The sequence below is a fragment of the Micromonospora sp. C51 genome (assembly GCF_018070435.1).
GTDB lineage: Bacteria > Actinomycetota > Actinomycetes > Mycobacteriales > Micromonosporaceae > Micromonospora > Micromonospora sediminimaris.
Map to the genome: position 1 here is coordinate 57,063 of NZ_JAGPXQ010000019.1, position 16,360 is coordinate 73,422.

A 16,360-nucleotide genomic window follows, 5' to 3' on the forward strand; every position below is an offset into this window, starting at 1 on the left:
GTTGTCGAAACAGCTCCTCGCGTCGACTGGCTGTCTCGACGTTCTTCGAATCAGAGAGTTGCACGTTGATTAGACAGGTGTCAACCTAGAGGCATGTCGAAGCAGGCGGTGCCACTTTCCCTCGATCTGACCGCAGTCCCCTGCTGCCCACCTCTGGCGCAGCAGCGGGTGCCAGGTGAGACCGCCGCGCTGCTGGCACCCGCGTTCAAGGCCCTCGGCGACCCGGTTCGGCTGCAACTGATGTCGATGATCGCCTCGGCCGAGGGTGGAGAGGTGTGTGTCTGCGACCTGACCCCGGCCTTCGACCTGAGCGGCCCGACGATCTCGCACCACCTGCGGGCACTGCGCGAGGCGGGGCTGGTCGACTCCGAACGGCGGGGAACCTGGGTCTACTACCGCGCCCGGCCCCAGCTTCTGCGACAACTCGCCGCCCTGCTCGCGGTCGAAACGACCTCTCCAGCCGACCGTTAGCCGGCAGCTTCCCGGGTGGAGGCGGCACGGGGGAGCTGCGCCCGGTGCCGGGAATCCCACCCGCAGGGTCGGCGTTTCTCCGTATGTACGGCGCGAGACCCGAGCCGAGGAGAAACGGACATGAAGGTACGTAGTTCCCTCCGGTCCCTGAAGCGGAAGCCGGGTTCGACGGTGGTACGCCGCCGCGGTCGGGTGGTCGTGGTCAACCGGCTGAACCCGCAGTGGAAGGGCCGCCAGGGCTGACCTGCTGTTCGAGCGGCGATCGGCGCCGCTCCCGCTGGCCGACCGGCATCCCACCACCCGCGGTCTCATCGGTTCCCCGGGGTGGCTGCCGGTCGTCATCGGGTAACTGCGGCGGCGAGATCCAGGTGACCAGCACCACCGAAATGATCATCAAGAGGAACCACGACGTCAGCTTCGTCAGTGACACCGGATGCCAACCATCCACCTGGCTCGGGTAGAGCCACGCGTTCGACCAGGTGGCGATGTTCTCCGCGAGCCAGATGAAGAAGGCGACGAGGACGAAGGCCAGCAGCAGCGGCATGCGCCATCGCGCCCGGAATATCCGGAAATGCATGACACAGCGGCCGAAGACGAGTGCGACCGCCGCGATGAGTAGCCATCGCACGTCCGGCAGGTAGTGGTTGGCGAAGAAGTTGAGATAGATGGCGACCGCTACCACGGCCGTCAACCAGCGTGGCGGGTAGCGCGTGAAACGCAGGTCGAACAGCCGGTTCACCCGGACCAGGTAGGAGCCGACCGCGGCGTACATGAAACCGCTGAACAGGGGCACCCCGCCGAGCCGGAGCACGCCGTCGGGCTCGTACGTCCACGAGCCGATGTGGGTCTTGAACAGCTCCATGACCGTGCCGACGAGGTGGAACAGGACGATCACCCGAAGTTCGCGCAGGCTCTCCAGCCGTCCGGCGACCATGGCGACCTGGATGGCGACGGCGGCGACGGTGAGGGCGTCGTTGCGGGCGATCCCGGCGTCGTCCGGGTACCAGAGGTGTGCCGCACAGATGATCGCCAGCATGGCGGCACCGAAGACGCAGGCCCAGGCCTGCTTGAGCCCGAAGACCACGAATTCGGTCAACCATCCGCCCGGCCCGTGACGCGGCAGCCGGGCCAGCCGGACGCGGAACCGGGCGTCGATCGCGCGTTCGGCCGTGGTGAGGGTGGGCCGCCCGCCGGGGGTGTGCTGCATCGCTACGAGGTTAGTGCGCGCCGGCCGGCGCGGACCGAGGGCTGGGTACAGCGCGCTGACCTCGCTGTTCGGCGTCGAAGTGGGCCGTTCGGTGGTACGACTGGGGTGCGATCACCGGCGACGCGCGGAGGGGGAGGATGTCCAGTGGGCTGCCGGCGCGGCTGCTGCGACGGCGCGAGATCTCCCGGCGGCCGTCGTTCCTGGAACTCTTCTTCGACCTGGCCTTCATCCTCGCGCTGAACCGGTTGTCCCGCGCTCTTGAGGACGACCTCGGTGTGAGCGGGGCGTTTCGCACGGCGCTGCTGCTGGCCGCCATCTGGTGGGTCTGGTTCGTGACCGCCTGGTCGACCGACTGGTTCGAGCCGCGTACGCCATTGATCAGCGGACTGCTGCTCTGGGTGATGTTCGGCGGGATGCTGATGGCCGCCGCGGCACCGACCGCGTACGCCGGCCACGCGCTGGTGTTCGCCGGTGCGTACGTGGCGATCCATCTGGGGCGGGCCGCCCTGTTGCTGCCGGCCCTGCACGGGCATCCGCTGCAACTGCGGACCCTGCGGGTGGCGATCTGGTTCGCCGTCTCCGGGGTGCTCTGGCTCGCAGGTGCGTTCGTCGGGCCGGCCCAGGTGGTCCTCTGGACGGCGGCGGTGGTGCTGGACTACTCGATGGCGCGACTGCGGTGGCCTACACCGGGGCTCGGGCGCAGCAGTTGGGAGAACCTTCAGATCATCGGAGAGCATCTCTCCGAGCGGTACCAGCAGATCTTCATCATCGCCCTGGGCGAGCTGATCCTGACCGCTGGCATCACGTTCAGCCAAAGCGGGTTCGACCTTGGCCGGACTGCGGCGTTCGCGCTGATGTTCGTCAACGCCGTCAGCCTCGGTCGGCTGTACCTGGTACCCGGCGGGATGCGGCTGGGCACCGCGATCGAGGCCATGGGACCGCCCGGTAGCAGGCTGGGCCTGCTCGCCGGCTACCTGCACCTGGTGATGATCGCCGGCGTCCTGGCGACCGGGGTCGGATCGCGGTTGATGATCATGGAGCCGTTCTCCCATGAGCTGGCCGCCGTCGTGACGATGGCGGCCGGGCCGACGCTCTTTCTCACCGGCTGGATCCTGCTGGCACTGGCCGTGCACGGCCGGTTCTCCTGGCAACGGCTGGTCGGGATGGCTGCCATTCTGATCGCCGCCGTCGCGGGCCACGAACAGTCGTTGCTGGTCAACTCCGCGATCATCACCGGCCTGCTGATCCTGATCGCCCACGGCGACACGCTGGCCAACCGCGTGCGCCGACACCGGGGAACGTGACCGGCGAGGCGACGCCCGAGGCCGACTGAACGGCCGGACGACGAATCCGGGCAAGATGAAATCCTTCGGTTGTCCGGAAGCCGGGTTCGCCGTTCGTCATGTCGGTGGAACCACCGCTGGCGATGATTCGACGGAAAGGCACTGACGTGAAGTACATGATGCTGGTCTGCACCGATCCGGAGCCGGACCCGGAGCCGAGTAACCACCCGGACGTCGAGGTGTGGGTGGCGGAGAACGACGCGGCCGGCCGACGCCTCCAGGGCGCCCAGCTGGCTCCGGCGTCGGCCGCCACCACGGTACGGGTACGCAATGGCCAACTACTGGTCTCCGACGGGCCGTTCGCCGAGGTCAAGGAAATGATCGTCGGCTTCGACCTGCTGGAGTGCGCCGATCTGGACGAGGCGATCGAGGTGGCCCGGGCGCATCCGATGGCCTGGGCCGGGCGAATCGAACTCCGCCCGTTCGCCGACTTCGAGCAGTGACGGATCCGGCCGCCGAGATCGCGGTGCCGCGGGCGTCGACCGACGACGACGGCGCGGCCGCGCAGCGGCGCGCCGGGAACGGGGGTACGGCGGCCGGTCGGGCCGCGGCGGCGCAAGCCGTCGCGGCCACTGCCGTCGAGGCGTACCCGCGGATCGTGGCCGCCCTGATCCGGATCACCGGTGACTGGACGCTGGCCGAGGACTGCACGCAGGAGGCGCTGGAGCGGGCGCTGGACCGCTGGCCGGTGGACGGGGTGCCGACCAACCCGGCGGGCTGGCTGATGGCGGTCGCCCGTAACCGGCTGCTCGACGTGCTGCGGCGGGCCTCGGTCGAACGGCGCAAGCTGCGTGACGTCGCGGTGCTGGCGCTCACCGCCGCCACCGCCGAACCGGTGCCGGACGAGGAGGTGGTGGACGACCGGCTGCGGCTCATCTTCACCTGCTGCCATCCGGCCCTCGCGCCGCAGGCGCGGGTCGCGCTTACCCTCCGGACGATCTGTGCGGTGCCGACCGCCGACATCGCCCGCGCGTTCCTGGTCAGCGAGTCCACCATGACCCGGCGGCTCACCCGGGCCAAGACGAGGATCGCCGAGGCGGGTATCCCGTACCGGGTGCCGCGTGGGCGCGCGCTGACCGAGCGGCTGCCCGGAGTGCTGGGCGTGCTCTACCTGCTGTTCACCCAGGGCTACGACGCTGACGGCGAGCCGGCCTTTGCCGAGGAGGCGATCCGGTTGGCCCGGTTGCTGGTCCGGCTCATGCCGGAGCAACAGGATGCGGCGGCGTTGCTGGCGCTGTGCCTGTTGCAACACTCCCGCCGTACCGCCCGGCGGGACGCCGACGGCGATCTGATCCCGCTCGATCGACAGGACCGGTCCCGGTGGGACCACGCGGCGATCGCCGAGGCCGACCGCCTGCTCACCGGCCTCACCGGGTCCGGCCCGTACGTCTGGCAGGCCCGGATCGCGGCGTGTCACGCCACCGCGCCCAGCGCCGACGCCACCGACTGGCGACGGATCGCCGAGTGCTACGACCACCTCGCCCAGGTGCAGCCCACCCCGGTGGTCGCCCTGAACCGGGCCGTCGCGCACGGTTACGCGTACGGGCCGGCGACCGGGCTGGCCCTGCTCGCCGAGGCGCGCGCCGGTGGCGGGCTCGACGGCTATCCGTTGACCCTGGCGGTGGAGGCGGATCTCGTCGCCCGACAGGGCGACCGGGAGCGGGCAGCGGAACTGTTCCGCGCGGCGGCGGACCGGGTGTCCGGCGATGCCGAGCGTCGGGCGCTGCTGAAACGGGCACGTCGGACTCCCGGGCCCGCCTCGTAGCAACCGGAACCGGAAGATCCGGGTGGACGGGGCTGCGCGGATGACGGAACCGGTCAATACTGCGGAGATGATGCGGAGGGTGGGGGTGAGCGCCGTCGTTCTGCTCGCGTCGAGCGCGGCCTGCGACGCCTCACCGCCGGACGCCGCGCCCGTGTCTCCGGCACCGGCGACCTCGCCCAGGGGATGGACGCCGCCGCCGCTCCAACTGCCCACCGCCGGGCCCGGCGACGCCTGCCCGGTCGCCGAGCCGAAACCCTGGCCCGACCCCGACCAGGCGTCTCGGGTCCTCGGGCCCGGCCCGCTGTACCCGGTCGCCGACTACTTCGCCGACGGTGCCCTGCAACTGCGCGACGAGGACCGGGAACCGGACGGCACGTACTCGAAGAAGGTCCGGTGGATCGGTTCCGGCTACACCGGGCCGGTGCTGGTGAGGGCAGCGCGGATCGACGCGCCGGGCAGCGCGACGGCGGTGTTCTCCTACACCGGCGAGTCCCGCGACGACGGGCATCACGCCGTGTTGACCAGCCAGGAGAGCGATCTGCCGGGCGTCACCACCGTGGACGGGCCGGGCTGCTACGCGTACCAGGTGGACGGGAGCACATTCAGCGTGACGATCGTGTTCCGCGCCGTTCCGGCGAGCCGATCCTGATCACCAGGCGCACGTCCGGTCGACGGATGCCGCGGCACCCGACCAACGCGACTCAAGACCGTAGTTCGACGTACGGGCTCAGGTAGGGGACTCCGGTCGCGGCCTCGGAAACCTGCCAGAGCCGGCTGGCGAGGCCACGGTCGTTGCCGGGCGCGACGATCGGGCGGGCGTGGACCCGGTCATCCCACTTGCGCAGCGAGGGGCCGAGCAGGACGCCGGTCTGCGCGGTCGGACTCGTGGCGGCGTAGAGCAGCGGGACGGTGCCTCGCACCGCGCTACGGGCTACCAGGAGACCCTGGAACCGGACCACGGCACGCTCGGCCCAACCGCTGGCCTGGGCCGGCATCGAGGTACGGGCCATGCCGGGATGGGCCAGGAAGCTGCGTACCGGGCTGCCGGCCAGGCGCAGTCTGCGGTCCAGTTCCATGCCGAACAGGACGTTCGCCTGCTTGGAGCGGATGTACCGCTCGATCCGCGACGTTGCCGGGGCGCCGGCGAGGTCGTCCAGATCCGGTCCGCCGCGGAGCAGGCGGTAGTAGGCGGAACTGACGGTCACCACCCGTGGATCGCGATCCGTTCGGAAGAGGTCCAGGAGCAGGCCGGTGAGGGCGAAGTGGCCGAGGTGATTGGTGGCGAGGACCCGCTCGTACCCCTGCGGGGAGAGCGCGTGCGGCACGGCGCCGACCCCGGCGTTGTTGAGCAGCAGGTCGATCTCCTGGCCCGCGTCGCGCAACTGCGCGGCGAAGGCCCGGACCGAGTCGAGGTCGGCCAGGTCGAGCCGCCGCACCTCCAGGTTGCCGGACATGCCGGAGCGGGCCAACTCACCCTTGGCCGGGTCTCGGACCGCCATGATCACGGTTGCGCCATGGGCGGCGAGGTGTTCGGCGGCGACCAGGCCGAGGCCGCTGCTGGCACCGGTGACGACGGCGGTGCGGCCGGTCTGGTCGGGTACCTCGTCGAGCGTCCAGGCAACGGCCATGGCACGCCTCCAGTCGGTCAGGAGCGGATTACTTATCCGCTCTCAGGTGACGACCATAGCATGTCAGCGGATAGTTAATCCGCTAAGTTCCGGATGGATTATCCTCGTACCGTGACAGGTGGGCCGAGGGCGAACACCGAGTCCCTCCGGGCGGACTCGGCCAGGGTGCGCGCCCGGATGCTGCGGGCCGCCCGCGACCGGGTCGTCGCCGGCGACCTTGACCTGCCGATGAATGCGGTCGCCAAGGCCGCCGGGGTCGGTGTCGGCACCGTCTACCGGCACTTTCCCAGCCGGCAGGCGCTGCTGGAGGCGCTGGCCGCCGAACGGTTCGCCCTGCTGGTGCAGGCGGCCGAGCAGGCCCTTGCCTGTCCCGACGTCGCCGCAGGCCTGGCCCGCCTGCTCCGGGCCGCGCTGGAACACCAGCGCGACGACCCGGCGCTCGCCGTCGTGCTGGCCACCCCCGACACCGCCGACCCGCAGACGACGGAGCTGGTGCAAGCGCTCGCCGATGCCGTCGACCGGCTGCTGGCGAAGGCCCGCGAGGCCGGAGCCATCCGGCCGGAGATCACCGCCGATGACGTCCGGGCGCTGTTCTGCGGGTTGCAGCGCACGGTGCAGGTCGGGAGGGACACCGAGCTGTACATCGACATCCTGCTGCGGGGCATCCGCACCTAGTGCGGACCTCGTCACCGGTCTGTGGTGTGGCACACCGCCCGACGCTCGCGGCTGTCGCGGCAACGGCGACGGAACACCGGCGTGGTTTCATGGGCCCATGGCGAACCCGGTGATCCTTTCCGTCGACGACGACCCGGCGGTCTCCCGGGCGGTCGCGCGGGACATCCGGCGCCGCTACGGCGACCGGTACCGGGTGGTCCGGGCCACCTCCGGCCCGGAGGCACTTGAGGCGTTACGCGAGGTCAAGCTGCGTGGCGAGCAGGTAGCGCTGCTGCTGGCCGACTACCGGATGCCGGAGATGACCGGCATCGAGTTCCTGGAAGCCGCGATGGACCTGTTCCCCGCCGCGCGCCGGGTGCTGCTGACCGCGTACGCGGACACCGGTGCGGCGATCGACGCGATCAACCTGGTAGACCTCGACCACTACCTGCTCAAACCCTGGCACCCGCCGGAGGAGAAGCTCTATCCGGTGGTCGACTCGCTGCTGGAGGCGTGGGCGGCCAGCCCGGCCGCCGGGGAGAGCGAGATCCGGGTGGTCGGGCACCGCTGGTCCGCCGAGTCGTTCACGGTGCGGGACTTCCTCGCCCGCAATCTGGTCCCGTACCGGTGGCTGCTGACCGACGACCCCGAGGGCGGTCGGCTGCTGACTGCGGCCGGAGTGACCCCGGCTGACGTGCCGTTGGTGGTCACTACCGACGGCAAGGCGCTGGTGGCGCCCTCGGAGGCGGAATTGGCCGGGCTGGTGGGACTGGAGGTCACTCCCACCGCGGACTTCTACGATCTGGTGGTGGTCGGCGGCGGGCCGGCCGGCCTGGGCGCCGCCGTGTACGGGGCGTCGGAAGGGTTGCGCACCGTCCTGGTGGAGCGGCTGGCCACCGGCGGGCAGGCGGGGCAGAGCAGCCGCATCGAGAACTACCTCGGCTTCCCGGACGGAGTTTCCGGAGCGCAGCTCACCGATCGGGCCCGCCGGCAGGCGTTGAAGTTCGGCGCGGAGCTGCTCAGCACCCGGGAGGTGGTGGGCCTGGCGGAAGCCGGCTCGGCGCGGTTGCTGCGGTTCAGCGACGGCCAGACACTCGCCGCCCACTCGGTCGTGCTGGCGACCGGCGTGTCGTACCGGATGCTCGGCGCGCCCGGCCTGTCCGACTTCACCGGCCGAGGTGTCTTCTACGGTTCGGCGGCCAGCGAGGCGCCGAGCTGTGTGGGCGAGGATGTCTACATCGTGGGCGGGGCGAACTCGGCGGGGCAGGCCGCGGTCTACTTCTCCCGTTACGCGAAGCGGGTGCACCTGCTGATCCGGGGCGCGGACCTGACCGCGTCGATGTCCCGGTACCTCATCGACCAGCTGAGCCGGATCGACCAGGTGATCGTGCACCCGCACACCGAGGTGGTGGGTGCCGCCGGTGACGAGCACCTGCAACGGCTGACCCTGCGGGACAACCGGACCGGCGAGCAGCGGGAGGTGGAGACGTCGTGGCTGTTCGTCTTCATCGGTGCCGAGCCCCGTACCGCCTGGTTGGACGGCACGCTGGTCCGGGACGAACGCGGGTTCGTGGTCACCGGACCGGACCTGGTCGCCGGGGGCCACCGACCGTCGGGCTGGTCGCTGCCACGCGAGCCGTACCACCTTGAATCGAGCGTGCCCGGGGTGTTCGCCGCCGGTGACGTACGCGCGGCCTCGGTGAAGCGGGTGGCCTCCGCCGTCGGCGAGGGTGCGATGGCCGTGTCGCTGGTGCACCGGTACCTGGAGGCGCAGTGACCAGCGGGGATCCGGGCATCGGCCCGCTGCGGCGGTTGACTGCGGACGACCTGCGGACGCTGTTCCTCTTCGAGTCGCTCGACGATGCGCAGTTGAGCTGGTTGGCCGATCAGGGCCGGGTCGAGCGGCGGAGAGAAGGCGATCTGGTCTACTCCGAGGGTGATTCGGCGGAGTGCTTCTTCGTGCTGCTCGACGGCACCGTGCGGCTCTGCCGCACGGTGCACGGTGACCAGGTGGAGATCAGCCGTACCGCCCAACGCGGCGTGTACGGCGGTGCCACCCAGGCATACCTGGGCGACGATCGGCAGTACCGCAACAGCATGTGGGCGCTTACTAACGCTGAGTTCTTCGTGCTGCCGGCGGAGCAGTTCGCCCACGCGGTGCGTACCTGGTTCCCGATGGCGATGCACCTGCTGGAGGGCATGTTCATCGGGATGCGGGACACCCAGACGCTGATCGGCGAGCGCGAGCGGCTGCTGGCCCTGGGCTCCCTGTCGGCGGGCCTGACTCACGAGCTGAACAACCCGGCGAGCGCCGCGGTGCGGGCGTCCACCAGTCTGCGCGAGCGGATCGCCGGGATGCGGCACAAGCTCGCCATGATCGCAGACGGCCGGCTCGACGGCCGGCGGCTGCATGCTCTGGTGGGTCTTCAGGAGGAGGCGGTCGAGCGGGTGGCCAAGGCGCCGACGCTCTCGCCGTTGGCGACCAGTGACGCCGAGGACGAGTTGACCGACTGGCTGGACGACCGGGGCCTGGCCGCCGGTTGGGAGCTGGCGTCGACGCTGGTCAGCGCAGGGCTGGACGTCGACTGGTTGGAGCGGGTCCGGGCGTCGGTGGGCGAGGAGGATCTGGAAGCGGCGGTGCGCTGGCTGACCTACACGGTCGAGACCGAACTGCTCATGCGGGAGATCGCGGACGCCGCCACCCGGATCTCCACCCTGGTCGGTGCCGCCAAGCAGTACTCCCAGCTCGACCGGGCGCCGTACCAGGTCGTGGACGTGCACGAACTGCTCGACGCCACGCTGGTGATGTTCAAGGGGAAGATCCCCGCCGGGGTCCGGCTGGTCCGCGAGTACGACCGGGGTCTGCCGCCCATTCCGGCGTACGCCGCCGAGCTGAACCAGGTGTGGAGCAACCTGATCGACAACGCGCTCGGTGCGATGGGCGGCGACGGGTCGCTCACCGTCCGCACTCTCCGCCAGGACGACTGGTTGATCGTTGAGATCGCCGACACCGGGCCGGGTATCCCGGACGACGTCCGGCCCCGGATCTTCGAGCCGTTCTTCACCACCAAGCCGGTCGGTGAGGGCACCGGCCTCGGTCTGGACATCTCCTACCGGATCGTGGTGAACAAGCACCACGGGGACATCCGGGTGACGAGCACGCCCGGCAGCACCCTGTTCCGCGTGCTGCTGCCGATCAGTCCGCCAGAACCGCCGGCCGGCTGACCCGACGGACGGCGACGCTCGGGCCAGCCCGGCCGGCGGTCAGGCGCTGCGGTCCAGTCGTACGCCGGCCGCCTCGGCGTGGTCGAAGAGGTCGTTGATGAGCACCACGTCACGGCCGACATTGGCCAGCAGGGAGGCGGCGAGGGCGGCCCGGTAGCCGGACCCGCAGTGCACCCAGACGGCGCCGCCCGGGATGTCGGCCATCCGGCGGCGCAGCTCGGGCAGCGGTACGTGCACGGCACCTTCGACGTGGCCGTCCCGCCACTCGTTGCCCAGCCGCACGTCGAGGACGACCTGCGGGGCGGGCAGCCCGGCCGGCGCGTTCCCGGCCTGGGCGGCAGCCAGCGCCGGGAAGTCTGCGACTGCCAGCTCCCGCAACTCGGCCGGCTTGTCGGCCCACTGCCCGGGAGTTCCGGTCGCCTGGGCGGCGGGCCGGTCGATGCCGATCCGGACCAGCTCGCGCTGGGCGTCGGCGACCTGCTCCGGCGTCTCGGCCAGCAGCGTGACCGGAGTGCCCCAGTCGATCAGCCAGCCGAGCCAGGTCGACATGGGGCCGTCGAGACCGAGGCTCACCGTGCCGGCCAGGTGCGAGACCGCGTACGCCTTGCGGTGTCGCAGGTCGACCACCCACTCCCCGGCGGCGATGCGGTCCCGCAGCTGCGTGGCGTCGGCCCGGGCCACCGGGGTGAGGTCCACCGGTGCCGGGCCGGCGCTGTTGGCCACCCCCATGTGCGCGTAGTACGCCGGGTAGGCGTCCAGACCGGCCAGGGTTTCGGTGACGAACTCGGTCGCGGCCAGCCGGAAGACCGGATTGGCCTCCTTTTCCCGGCCGATGGTCGAGTCCGGGGCGTCGGCCTGGCTGGCCGAGCAGAAGCTGCCGAAGCCGTGGGTGGGCCACACCTGCGCCCCGTCGGGCAGCAGGTCGGCGAGCCGCTTCGCCGAGGTGTGCTGACGCTGGGCCAACTCGTGTGCGTGCTCGGCGCCGAGGAGGTCGGTGCGACCGGTGGTGCCGAACAGCAGCGATCCTCCGGTGAAGACCCCCGCCGGGGTCCAGCCTGCCCCGGTGGCCTCGTCGAGGACGTACGACAGGTGGTGGAAGGTGTGGCCGGGGGTGGCCACGGCCCGCAGCCGCAGCGTCTCCGACACCTCGATGACGTCGCCGTCGCCGACCGGTACCCGGTCGAAACCGACCTCGTCGGCGGCGGCCACCAGGTAACGCGCCCCGGTCAGCCGGGCCAGGTCCAGCCCGCCGGAGACGTAGTCGTTGTGCAGGTGCGTCTCGACCACGTGGGTGATCCGCACGCCAGCTGCGCCGGCAAGATACAGCACCCGGTCGATGTCGCGCTGCGGGTCCACCACGACCGCGATCCGGCCGTCGGTCGCCAGGTAGCTGCGGTCGCCGAGGGACGACGTCGTGATGACCGACACCTGCATCGTCATGTCCAGCTCCTCGTTTCTCGTCTCCAGCGGGTGGTTACCCGACCGTGAGGCGGAGATGCGGCCTCGAGCGGGGTAGCCGTCTCCGACTATACCCCCGGGGGTATCTGTCGCCCAGTCGGATGGGATGGCCGGAGCGAACCGGGGGCCGGTCCGCGGCCGGAACAGCTCCGACCGCGGACCGGCGTTGTCACCCAGCGGTCACAGGCGTGCGCACTGACCCGCCGCCGGGCCCCGCACCGTGTTCGGCCGACCCTCGTTCACCGGGGCGGGCGTGTTGCCGGAGCAGGCCAGCGGGCCGCTGATGGTGTTGGCGGCCACGACCACCGGCTGGCTGCCGGCGTTGCCCGTCACCACCACCGGGCCGCTCACGGTGACCCCGTCGACCCGTACCCCGCCGAGGTTGGCCACCAGCGACAGCGGCCCGTGGATCCGGGCCTTGCTGATCTTCAGATCGCCGGTGGTGCCGGCCACCGTGACCGGACCGGAGACCTTCGTGCCCGACAACTCGAACAGCACGGGCCGGGTGGCGGACACCGGACCGTTGATCGTGCCGCCGGTCACCCGCAGCGAGGCCCCCGCGGCGATCGACACGGGGCCGGCGATCGTGGCGTCCTCCACGCAGGTCAGGCCGGTGGTCACGAGCAGCGGCTTGGAGTGCTTGCCGGTGATCGTGGTGGTGCACTGCGGCCCGCCCTGCCCGACCGACGACCGTGGTTCGGTGTCCGCGGTCACCGGTGAGTTGGCGGCGAAGTAGCTCACCAGCATGGTGAGGTCGTTGTCGCCGGTGGTCACCGGGTTGGTGCCCCCACCCAGGGTGGTGAAGTTGTCCCCGCCGGCGGCGAGGAACGAGTTCACCGTCACCCGGTAGCTGCCCGTCGGGTCGATCGGCGTGCCGTTCAGCTCCATCGAGGTGATCCGCGAGCCCTGTGCGGCCTCCGGGTCGTAGGTGTAGCTGAAGCCCTCCGACACACCGAGCCACAGCACCGGGCGGGACGCGCCCGCCGGCTGCCACTGCTGCTCCAGCACCTGCTTGATCTCGGCACCGGTGTAGGTCTTGGTGACCACGTCGTTGGCGAACGGCTGGACGGCGAAGGCCTCGGCGTAGGTCACCGTGCCGTCCTCGCCGTACAGCAGGTCGGCCCGCAGACCGCCCGGGTTCATGAACGCGATCTGCGCCCCACCTCGACCGGCGGCACGGGTACCGGCGAGCTGCACGTCGGCGATGAAGTTGCCAAGCGCCGACTCCTTGCCCCGATCCTCGTTGCCGTCGGTGTAGGCCCGCCGGATGTCGGCGGTGATCTCACCGAGCTTTCGCTGACCCAAGTCCTGCGCCCGGACCTTCGCCGCGGCCACGATCTCCGCCACCGCCGGGTCCTGCGGTGCGCCGACGACGTCCACCAGGGACGCGTCGGCGGCGGTGATCGAGCCCGCCTCCGGGTCGAAGGTCAGCGTGACCTTGCCCAGACGCTTGCCGTAGTCCTCGGCCTGCACGATCGGCCGCAGCTTGTCGGTGCCGGGCACCGGCACCTCGAAGGCGTACGGCTGGTGGGTGTGCCCGCTGAAGATGACGTCGATCGCGGCGTCGGCGCGGGTGAATTCGCCGAAGACCGGGTCGTTCGCCAACGCCTCCGGGGAGTCGATGTTCTCGGTCGCGGCGCCCTCGTGCGCGAGCAGCACCACCACCTCCGCCTCGCCGTTGTCCGGGTTGCCGTCCTTGAGCTGGCCGGCGACGAGATTGGCTTCTGCGACCGGGTCGCGGAAGGTGATGCCGGCGATGCCGTCCGGGCTGACCAGCGAGGCGGTCTGCTCGGTGACCACGCCGATGAACCCGACGCGGACGCCGCCGATGGTGTCCACCGAGTACGCCGGCAGCGCCCGGGTGTCACCGCGGTACACGTTGGCGCCCAGGTGGGGGAAGTCGGCCCGGTCGGTCACCCGGCCGGTCAGGTCCGCCATGCCCTTGTCGAACTCGTGGTTGCCCACCGCCGAAGCGAGCAGGCCGGCCTGGTTCAACGCGTCGATCGTCGGGTTGTCCTCGTCGATCGCCGAGATGAAGGTGGAGGCGCCGATGTTGTCACCGGCGGAGACGAACGCGGTGTTCGGGTTCTCCGCCCGCAGCTGGTTCACCAGACCGGCTACCTGAGCCGCACCGCCGACCGGCTGACCTCCCACGGTGGCTGGTGACTCCAGTCGGCCGTGGAAGTCGTTGATGCTCAGCAGTTGCAGGTCCACCGGGCCGGTGCCGGAACCGGTGTCGATGCCAACCACCAGCGGGTTGTGGTCGCTGGCCCGGTACGGGTCCGGCGCGAAGAACGCGGCCAGGCCGTCGTACTGGAAGGCGTACGACTCGACCGCGTTGATCTGCCAGACGTCGACCCCGGTGACCCGCGACTCCAGCGACGGCGAGGCGAGGGCGTGGTCCAGTGAGCCGGACTCACCGTTGAAGACGTAGCTGGTCTTCCCGGTGCTGTTGAGGTTGCGGTAGTCCTCCTCGTAGAGGACCTGCATCGGGTCCTCCTGGGTGTATGCGTTGAAGTCACCCAGGAGCAGCACGTTGTCGGTCTCGCTGTCCGTCTTGACCTGATCCACGAAGGCGGCAAGCGCCGCGGCCTGCCGGACCCGGTCGCCGTTCCATCCGCCCTGACCGTCCCCGGCATCGGCGTTGTCACCGCTACCGGCACCACTCTTGGACTTGAAGTGGTTGGCCACCACGATGAAGTCCACCGAACCGGCGGTGAACGTCTGCGCGATCGGCTCGCGCGCGTTGGACCACACCGTCTCGTCGTTCACCGACCGCGACGGGCCCTTCGGCTGCACCTTGGCCGGCTTGAAGATGATCGCGGTGGTGATGACGTCCTGCTCGGTCGCGCCGGGCAGCTCGGTCGGAGTGCGGACGTAGTCCCAGGTGCCCGCGCCGTCCTCGCTGTTCAGGGCGGCGACCAGACGCTTGAGGGCCTGTTGCGGATCCTCGGCGTTGAACCGGACCGAGTTCTCGATCTCCTCCAGCGCGACCACGTCGGCGTTCAGCGCGGTGATCGCCGAAACGATCTTCGCTTCCTGCTTGGCCAGCGCCGCCTCGTCGGCCGCACCCCGGGCGTCGCCGCCGAAGTGGACGAAGTAGTTCAACACGTTGAAGCTGGCCACCCGCAGGTCGCCGCCGACGTCGACGGGTCCGGCGGTACGCGGGTTGGTGGTCTTGAACGTGGTCCGGGCGGCCGGCGCGGTGTCCGCGTCGACCGGGCGGGTCGGCTGTAGACGCCACTCGTTGAAGCCGTACGACAGCACCGACGGGCCGAACGTCTCCACCTGGTCACCGACCCGCAACGGGCTGGTCGGCGAGACGTACGGCGGCAGCAGCCCGGCGGTGGCCAGGTTCGTCGTCCGGCCGTCGTCCACCAGCAGGCGCCGCAGCTTGTTCTCGGTGGCCAGGGCCAGCGCGGTGTCCGAGCCGGGACGGGCCACGTCGGTCGGCGTCCGGGCCGGCTGGTCGCCGGCGGCGAGCGCCACCTCGCCGTACCGGTTGGTGTTGTACACCTCCGAGACGGCGTACGCGCCGACCGGTGCCACCAGCATCGACTCGACCGACTCGCGAGCGGCCTCGTCCAGCGGCAGCTCGACCGGGACCGGTGCCGGCAGCGGTGCGCCCTGCTCGCAGACCTGGACGTCGGTCCGGGCCGCGATGGTCAGCTGGGTGAGACCGTTGAACTCGCTCGCCGTACCGCTGACCCGGACCCGGTCGCCGATCGCGACCGACGGGTGGTTCGCGGTGTTGGTGGTGAGGTACACGAAGATGCCGTCCGAGGCGCTTCCGGCGGCGACCGGGCGCTCGGCGCCGCTGCCCGCCGTCTGCACGTACACCCCGTTGTAACCACCGGTGCGGTGGTCGGCGGTGACGATGCCCTCCACGGTCACCCGGCTGCCGGCCAGCGGCGTGGCCGCGCCGGTGCCCTGCACCTCGGCGATGGTGTGGTCGACGGTGACGGTGCAGCCGGTCGGGTCCGGGTCCGGGTCCGGGTCCGGGTCCGGGTCCGACGCGGCGTTGCGCACTCCGAAGGTGCTCGCCGCGGGTGCCTGCCAACTGCCCTCGATCTTCTGGAGGGAGTGGCCTGTCGGGGTCGACGCGGTCTCCTGCACGCCGACGTCGACGCCGTCCCGGCCGTCCGCCGGCCCACCTACCGCAGTGAAGGTGCCCTCGTAGGTCAGGAACTCGGCGACGTCACCGTCGGGCGCGACGAGCGCGACGCCGTCGGGTGAGCCGTTCTGGATACCGTTCGACGGATACGTCTCGACGATCACGCCGGCGGCCGGCAGCACGCCGGTCAACGTCCTGGTGTCGTACGCCGCGCCGTTGGCGCCGTTGTACAGGACGATCTGCCAGCCGGTCAGGTCGAAGCCGACCGGCCCCTCGACCTCGATCGCCTCGCCGGTGTCCGCGCCGACGTTGTCGTAGTGGATCTCACTGATGAACGGCGTGGTGGGCGCCGGGTCCGCGAAGGCGGTGGTGCCACCCGAGAGGATGAGCGTGGTGGCGGTGACCAGTACGCCCGGGATTGTGAGTAGTCGGGTACTTCTTGCGCGCTGCATGTATGCGGCCTCCGAAGGGAGTAGACCGTCGGAGGATAAGCGG

Annotated in this window: 13 protein-coding genes; 9 read left to right on the plus strand and 4 right to left on the minus strand. The window is 70.7% G+C overall.

Annotated elements, in window-relative coordinates:
• The first annotated feature begins 93 nt into the window (after window positions 1–93).
• Both KBX50_RS19425 and KBX50_RS19430 read left to right on the plus strand, forming a co-directional pair.
• Window positions 94–471: a metalloregulator ArsR/SmtB family transcription factor gene (locus KBX50_RS19425; RefSeq protein ID WP_210938614.1), complete on the plus strand. Its 378-nt coding sequence runs from the start codon at window positions 94–96 to the stop codon at window positions 469–471.
• Between the two features lie 120 nt (window positions 472–591).
• Window positions 592–714, plus strand: a complete 123-nt coding sequence (locus KBX50_RS19430) for a 50S ribosomal protein L36 (RefSeq protein WP_210938615.1) — start codon at window positions 592–594, stop codon at window positions 712–714.
• Here the strand turns inward: KBX50_RS19430 and KBX50_RS19435 are convergent.
• Window positions 674–1,678: a DUF817 domain-containing protein gene (locus tag KBX50_RS19435; protein ID WP_210938616.1), complete on the minus strand. Its 1,005-nt coding sequence runs from the start codon at window positions 1,676–1,678 to the stop codon at window positions 674–676. The two genes, KBX50_RS19430 and KBX50_RS19435, sit on opposite strands and share 41 nt — an antisense overlap.
• A gap of 137 nt (window positions 1,679–1,815) precedes the next feature.
• On the opposite strand from KBX50_RS19435, the gene KBX50_RS19440 reads away from it, so the two are divergent.
• From KBX50_RS19440 to KBX50_RS19455, 4 genes are all read left to right on the plus strand, one after another.
• Window positions 1,816–2,982, plus strand: a complete 1,167-nt coding sequence (locus tag KBX50_RS19440) for a low temperature requirement protein A (protein WP_210938617.1) — start codon at window positions 1,816–1,818, stop codon at window positions 2,980–2,982.
• Window positions 2,983–3,128: 146 nt separating this feature from the next.
• Window positions 3,129–3,464, plus strand: a complete 336-nt coding sequence (locus tag KBX50_RS19445) for a YciI family protein (RefSeq protein ID WP_282236493.1) — start codon at window positions 3,129–3,131, stop codon at window positions 3,462–3,464.
• Window positions 3,461–4,786 (plus strand): sigma-70 family RNA polymerase sigma factor, encoded by a 1,326-nt coding sequence (locus tag KBX50_RS19450; RefSeq protein WP_307871013.1) that lies wholly within the window; start codon window positions 3,461–3,463, stop codon window positions 4,784–4,786. Before KBX50_RS19445 ends, KBX50_RS19450 begins: the two co-directional genes overlap by 4 nt.
• Window positions 4,787–4,871: 85 nt before the next feature.
• On the plus strand, window positions 4,872–5,435 hold the full coding sequence (locus KBX50_RS19455) for a hypothetical protein (protein WP_210938619.1): 564 nt from the start codon (window positions 4,872–4,874) through the stop codon (window positions 5,433–5,435).
• 52 nt (window positions 5,436–5,487) lie between these two features.
• Here KBX50_RS19455 and KBX50_RS19460 read toward each other — a convergent pair whose 3' ends face one another.
• Entirely contained in the window at window positions 5,488–6,414 is a 927-nt protein-coding gene (locus tag KBX50_RS19460; protein ID WP_210938620.1) for an SDR family NAD(P)-dependent oxidoreductase, read from the minus strand.
• Between the two features lie 111 nt (window positions 6,415–6,525).
• On the opposite strand from KBX50_RS19460, the gene KBX50_RS19465 reads away from it, so the two are divergent.
• The 3 genes from KBX50_RS19465 to KBX50_RS19475 all read left to right on the plus strand — a co-directional run bounded on the left by KBX50_RS19465 (window position 6,526) and on the right by KBX50_RS19475 (window position 10,293).
• Window positions 6,526–7,089, plus strand: coding sequence for a TetR/AcrR family transcriptional regulator (locus KBX50_RS19465; protein ID WP_210938623.1), 564 nt, complete (start codon window positions 6,526–6,528; stop codon window positions 7,087–7,089).
• Window positions 7,090–7,186: 97 nt separating this feature from the next.
• Window positions 7,187–8,845: an FAD-dependent oxidoreductase gene (locus KBX50_RS19470; RefSeq protein ID WP_210938625.1), complete on the plus strand. Its 1,659-nt coding sequence runs from the start codon at window positions 7,187–7,189 to the stop codon at window positions 8,843–8,845.
• Window positions 8,842–10,293, plus strand: a complete 1,452-nt coding sequence (locus tag KBX50_RS19475; RefSeq protein ID WP_307871014.1) for an ATP-binding protein — start codon at window positions 8,842–8,844, stop codon at window positions 10,291–10,293. The genes KBX50_RS19470 and KBX50_RS19475 overlap by 4 nt, the downstream gene beginning before the upstream one ends.
• Before the next feature lie 39 nt (window positions 10,294–10,332).
• On the opposite strand, the gene KBX50_RS19480 is transcribed toward KBX50_RS19475, so the two are convergent.
• Window positions 10,333–11,733, minus strand: coding sequence for a rhodanese-like domain-containing protein (locus tag KBX50_RS19480; RefSeq protein ID WP_210938627.1), 1,401 nt, complete (start codon window positions 11,731–11,733; stop codon window positions 10,333–10,335).
• A gap of 198 nt (window positions 11,734–11,931) precedes the next feature.
• On the minus strand, window positions 11,932–16,317 hold the full coding sequence (locus KBX50_RS19485) for an ExeM/NucH family extracellular endonuclease (protein WP_247674027.1): 4,386 nt from the start codon (window positions 16,315–16,317) through the stop codon (window positions 11,932–11,934).
• Window positions 16,318–16,360: the final 43 nt, after the last annotated feature.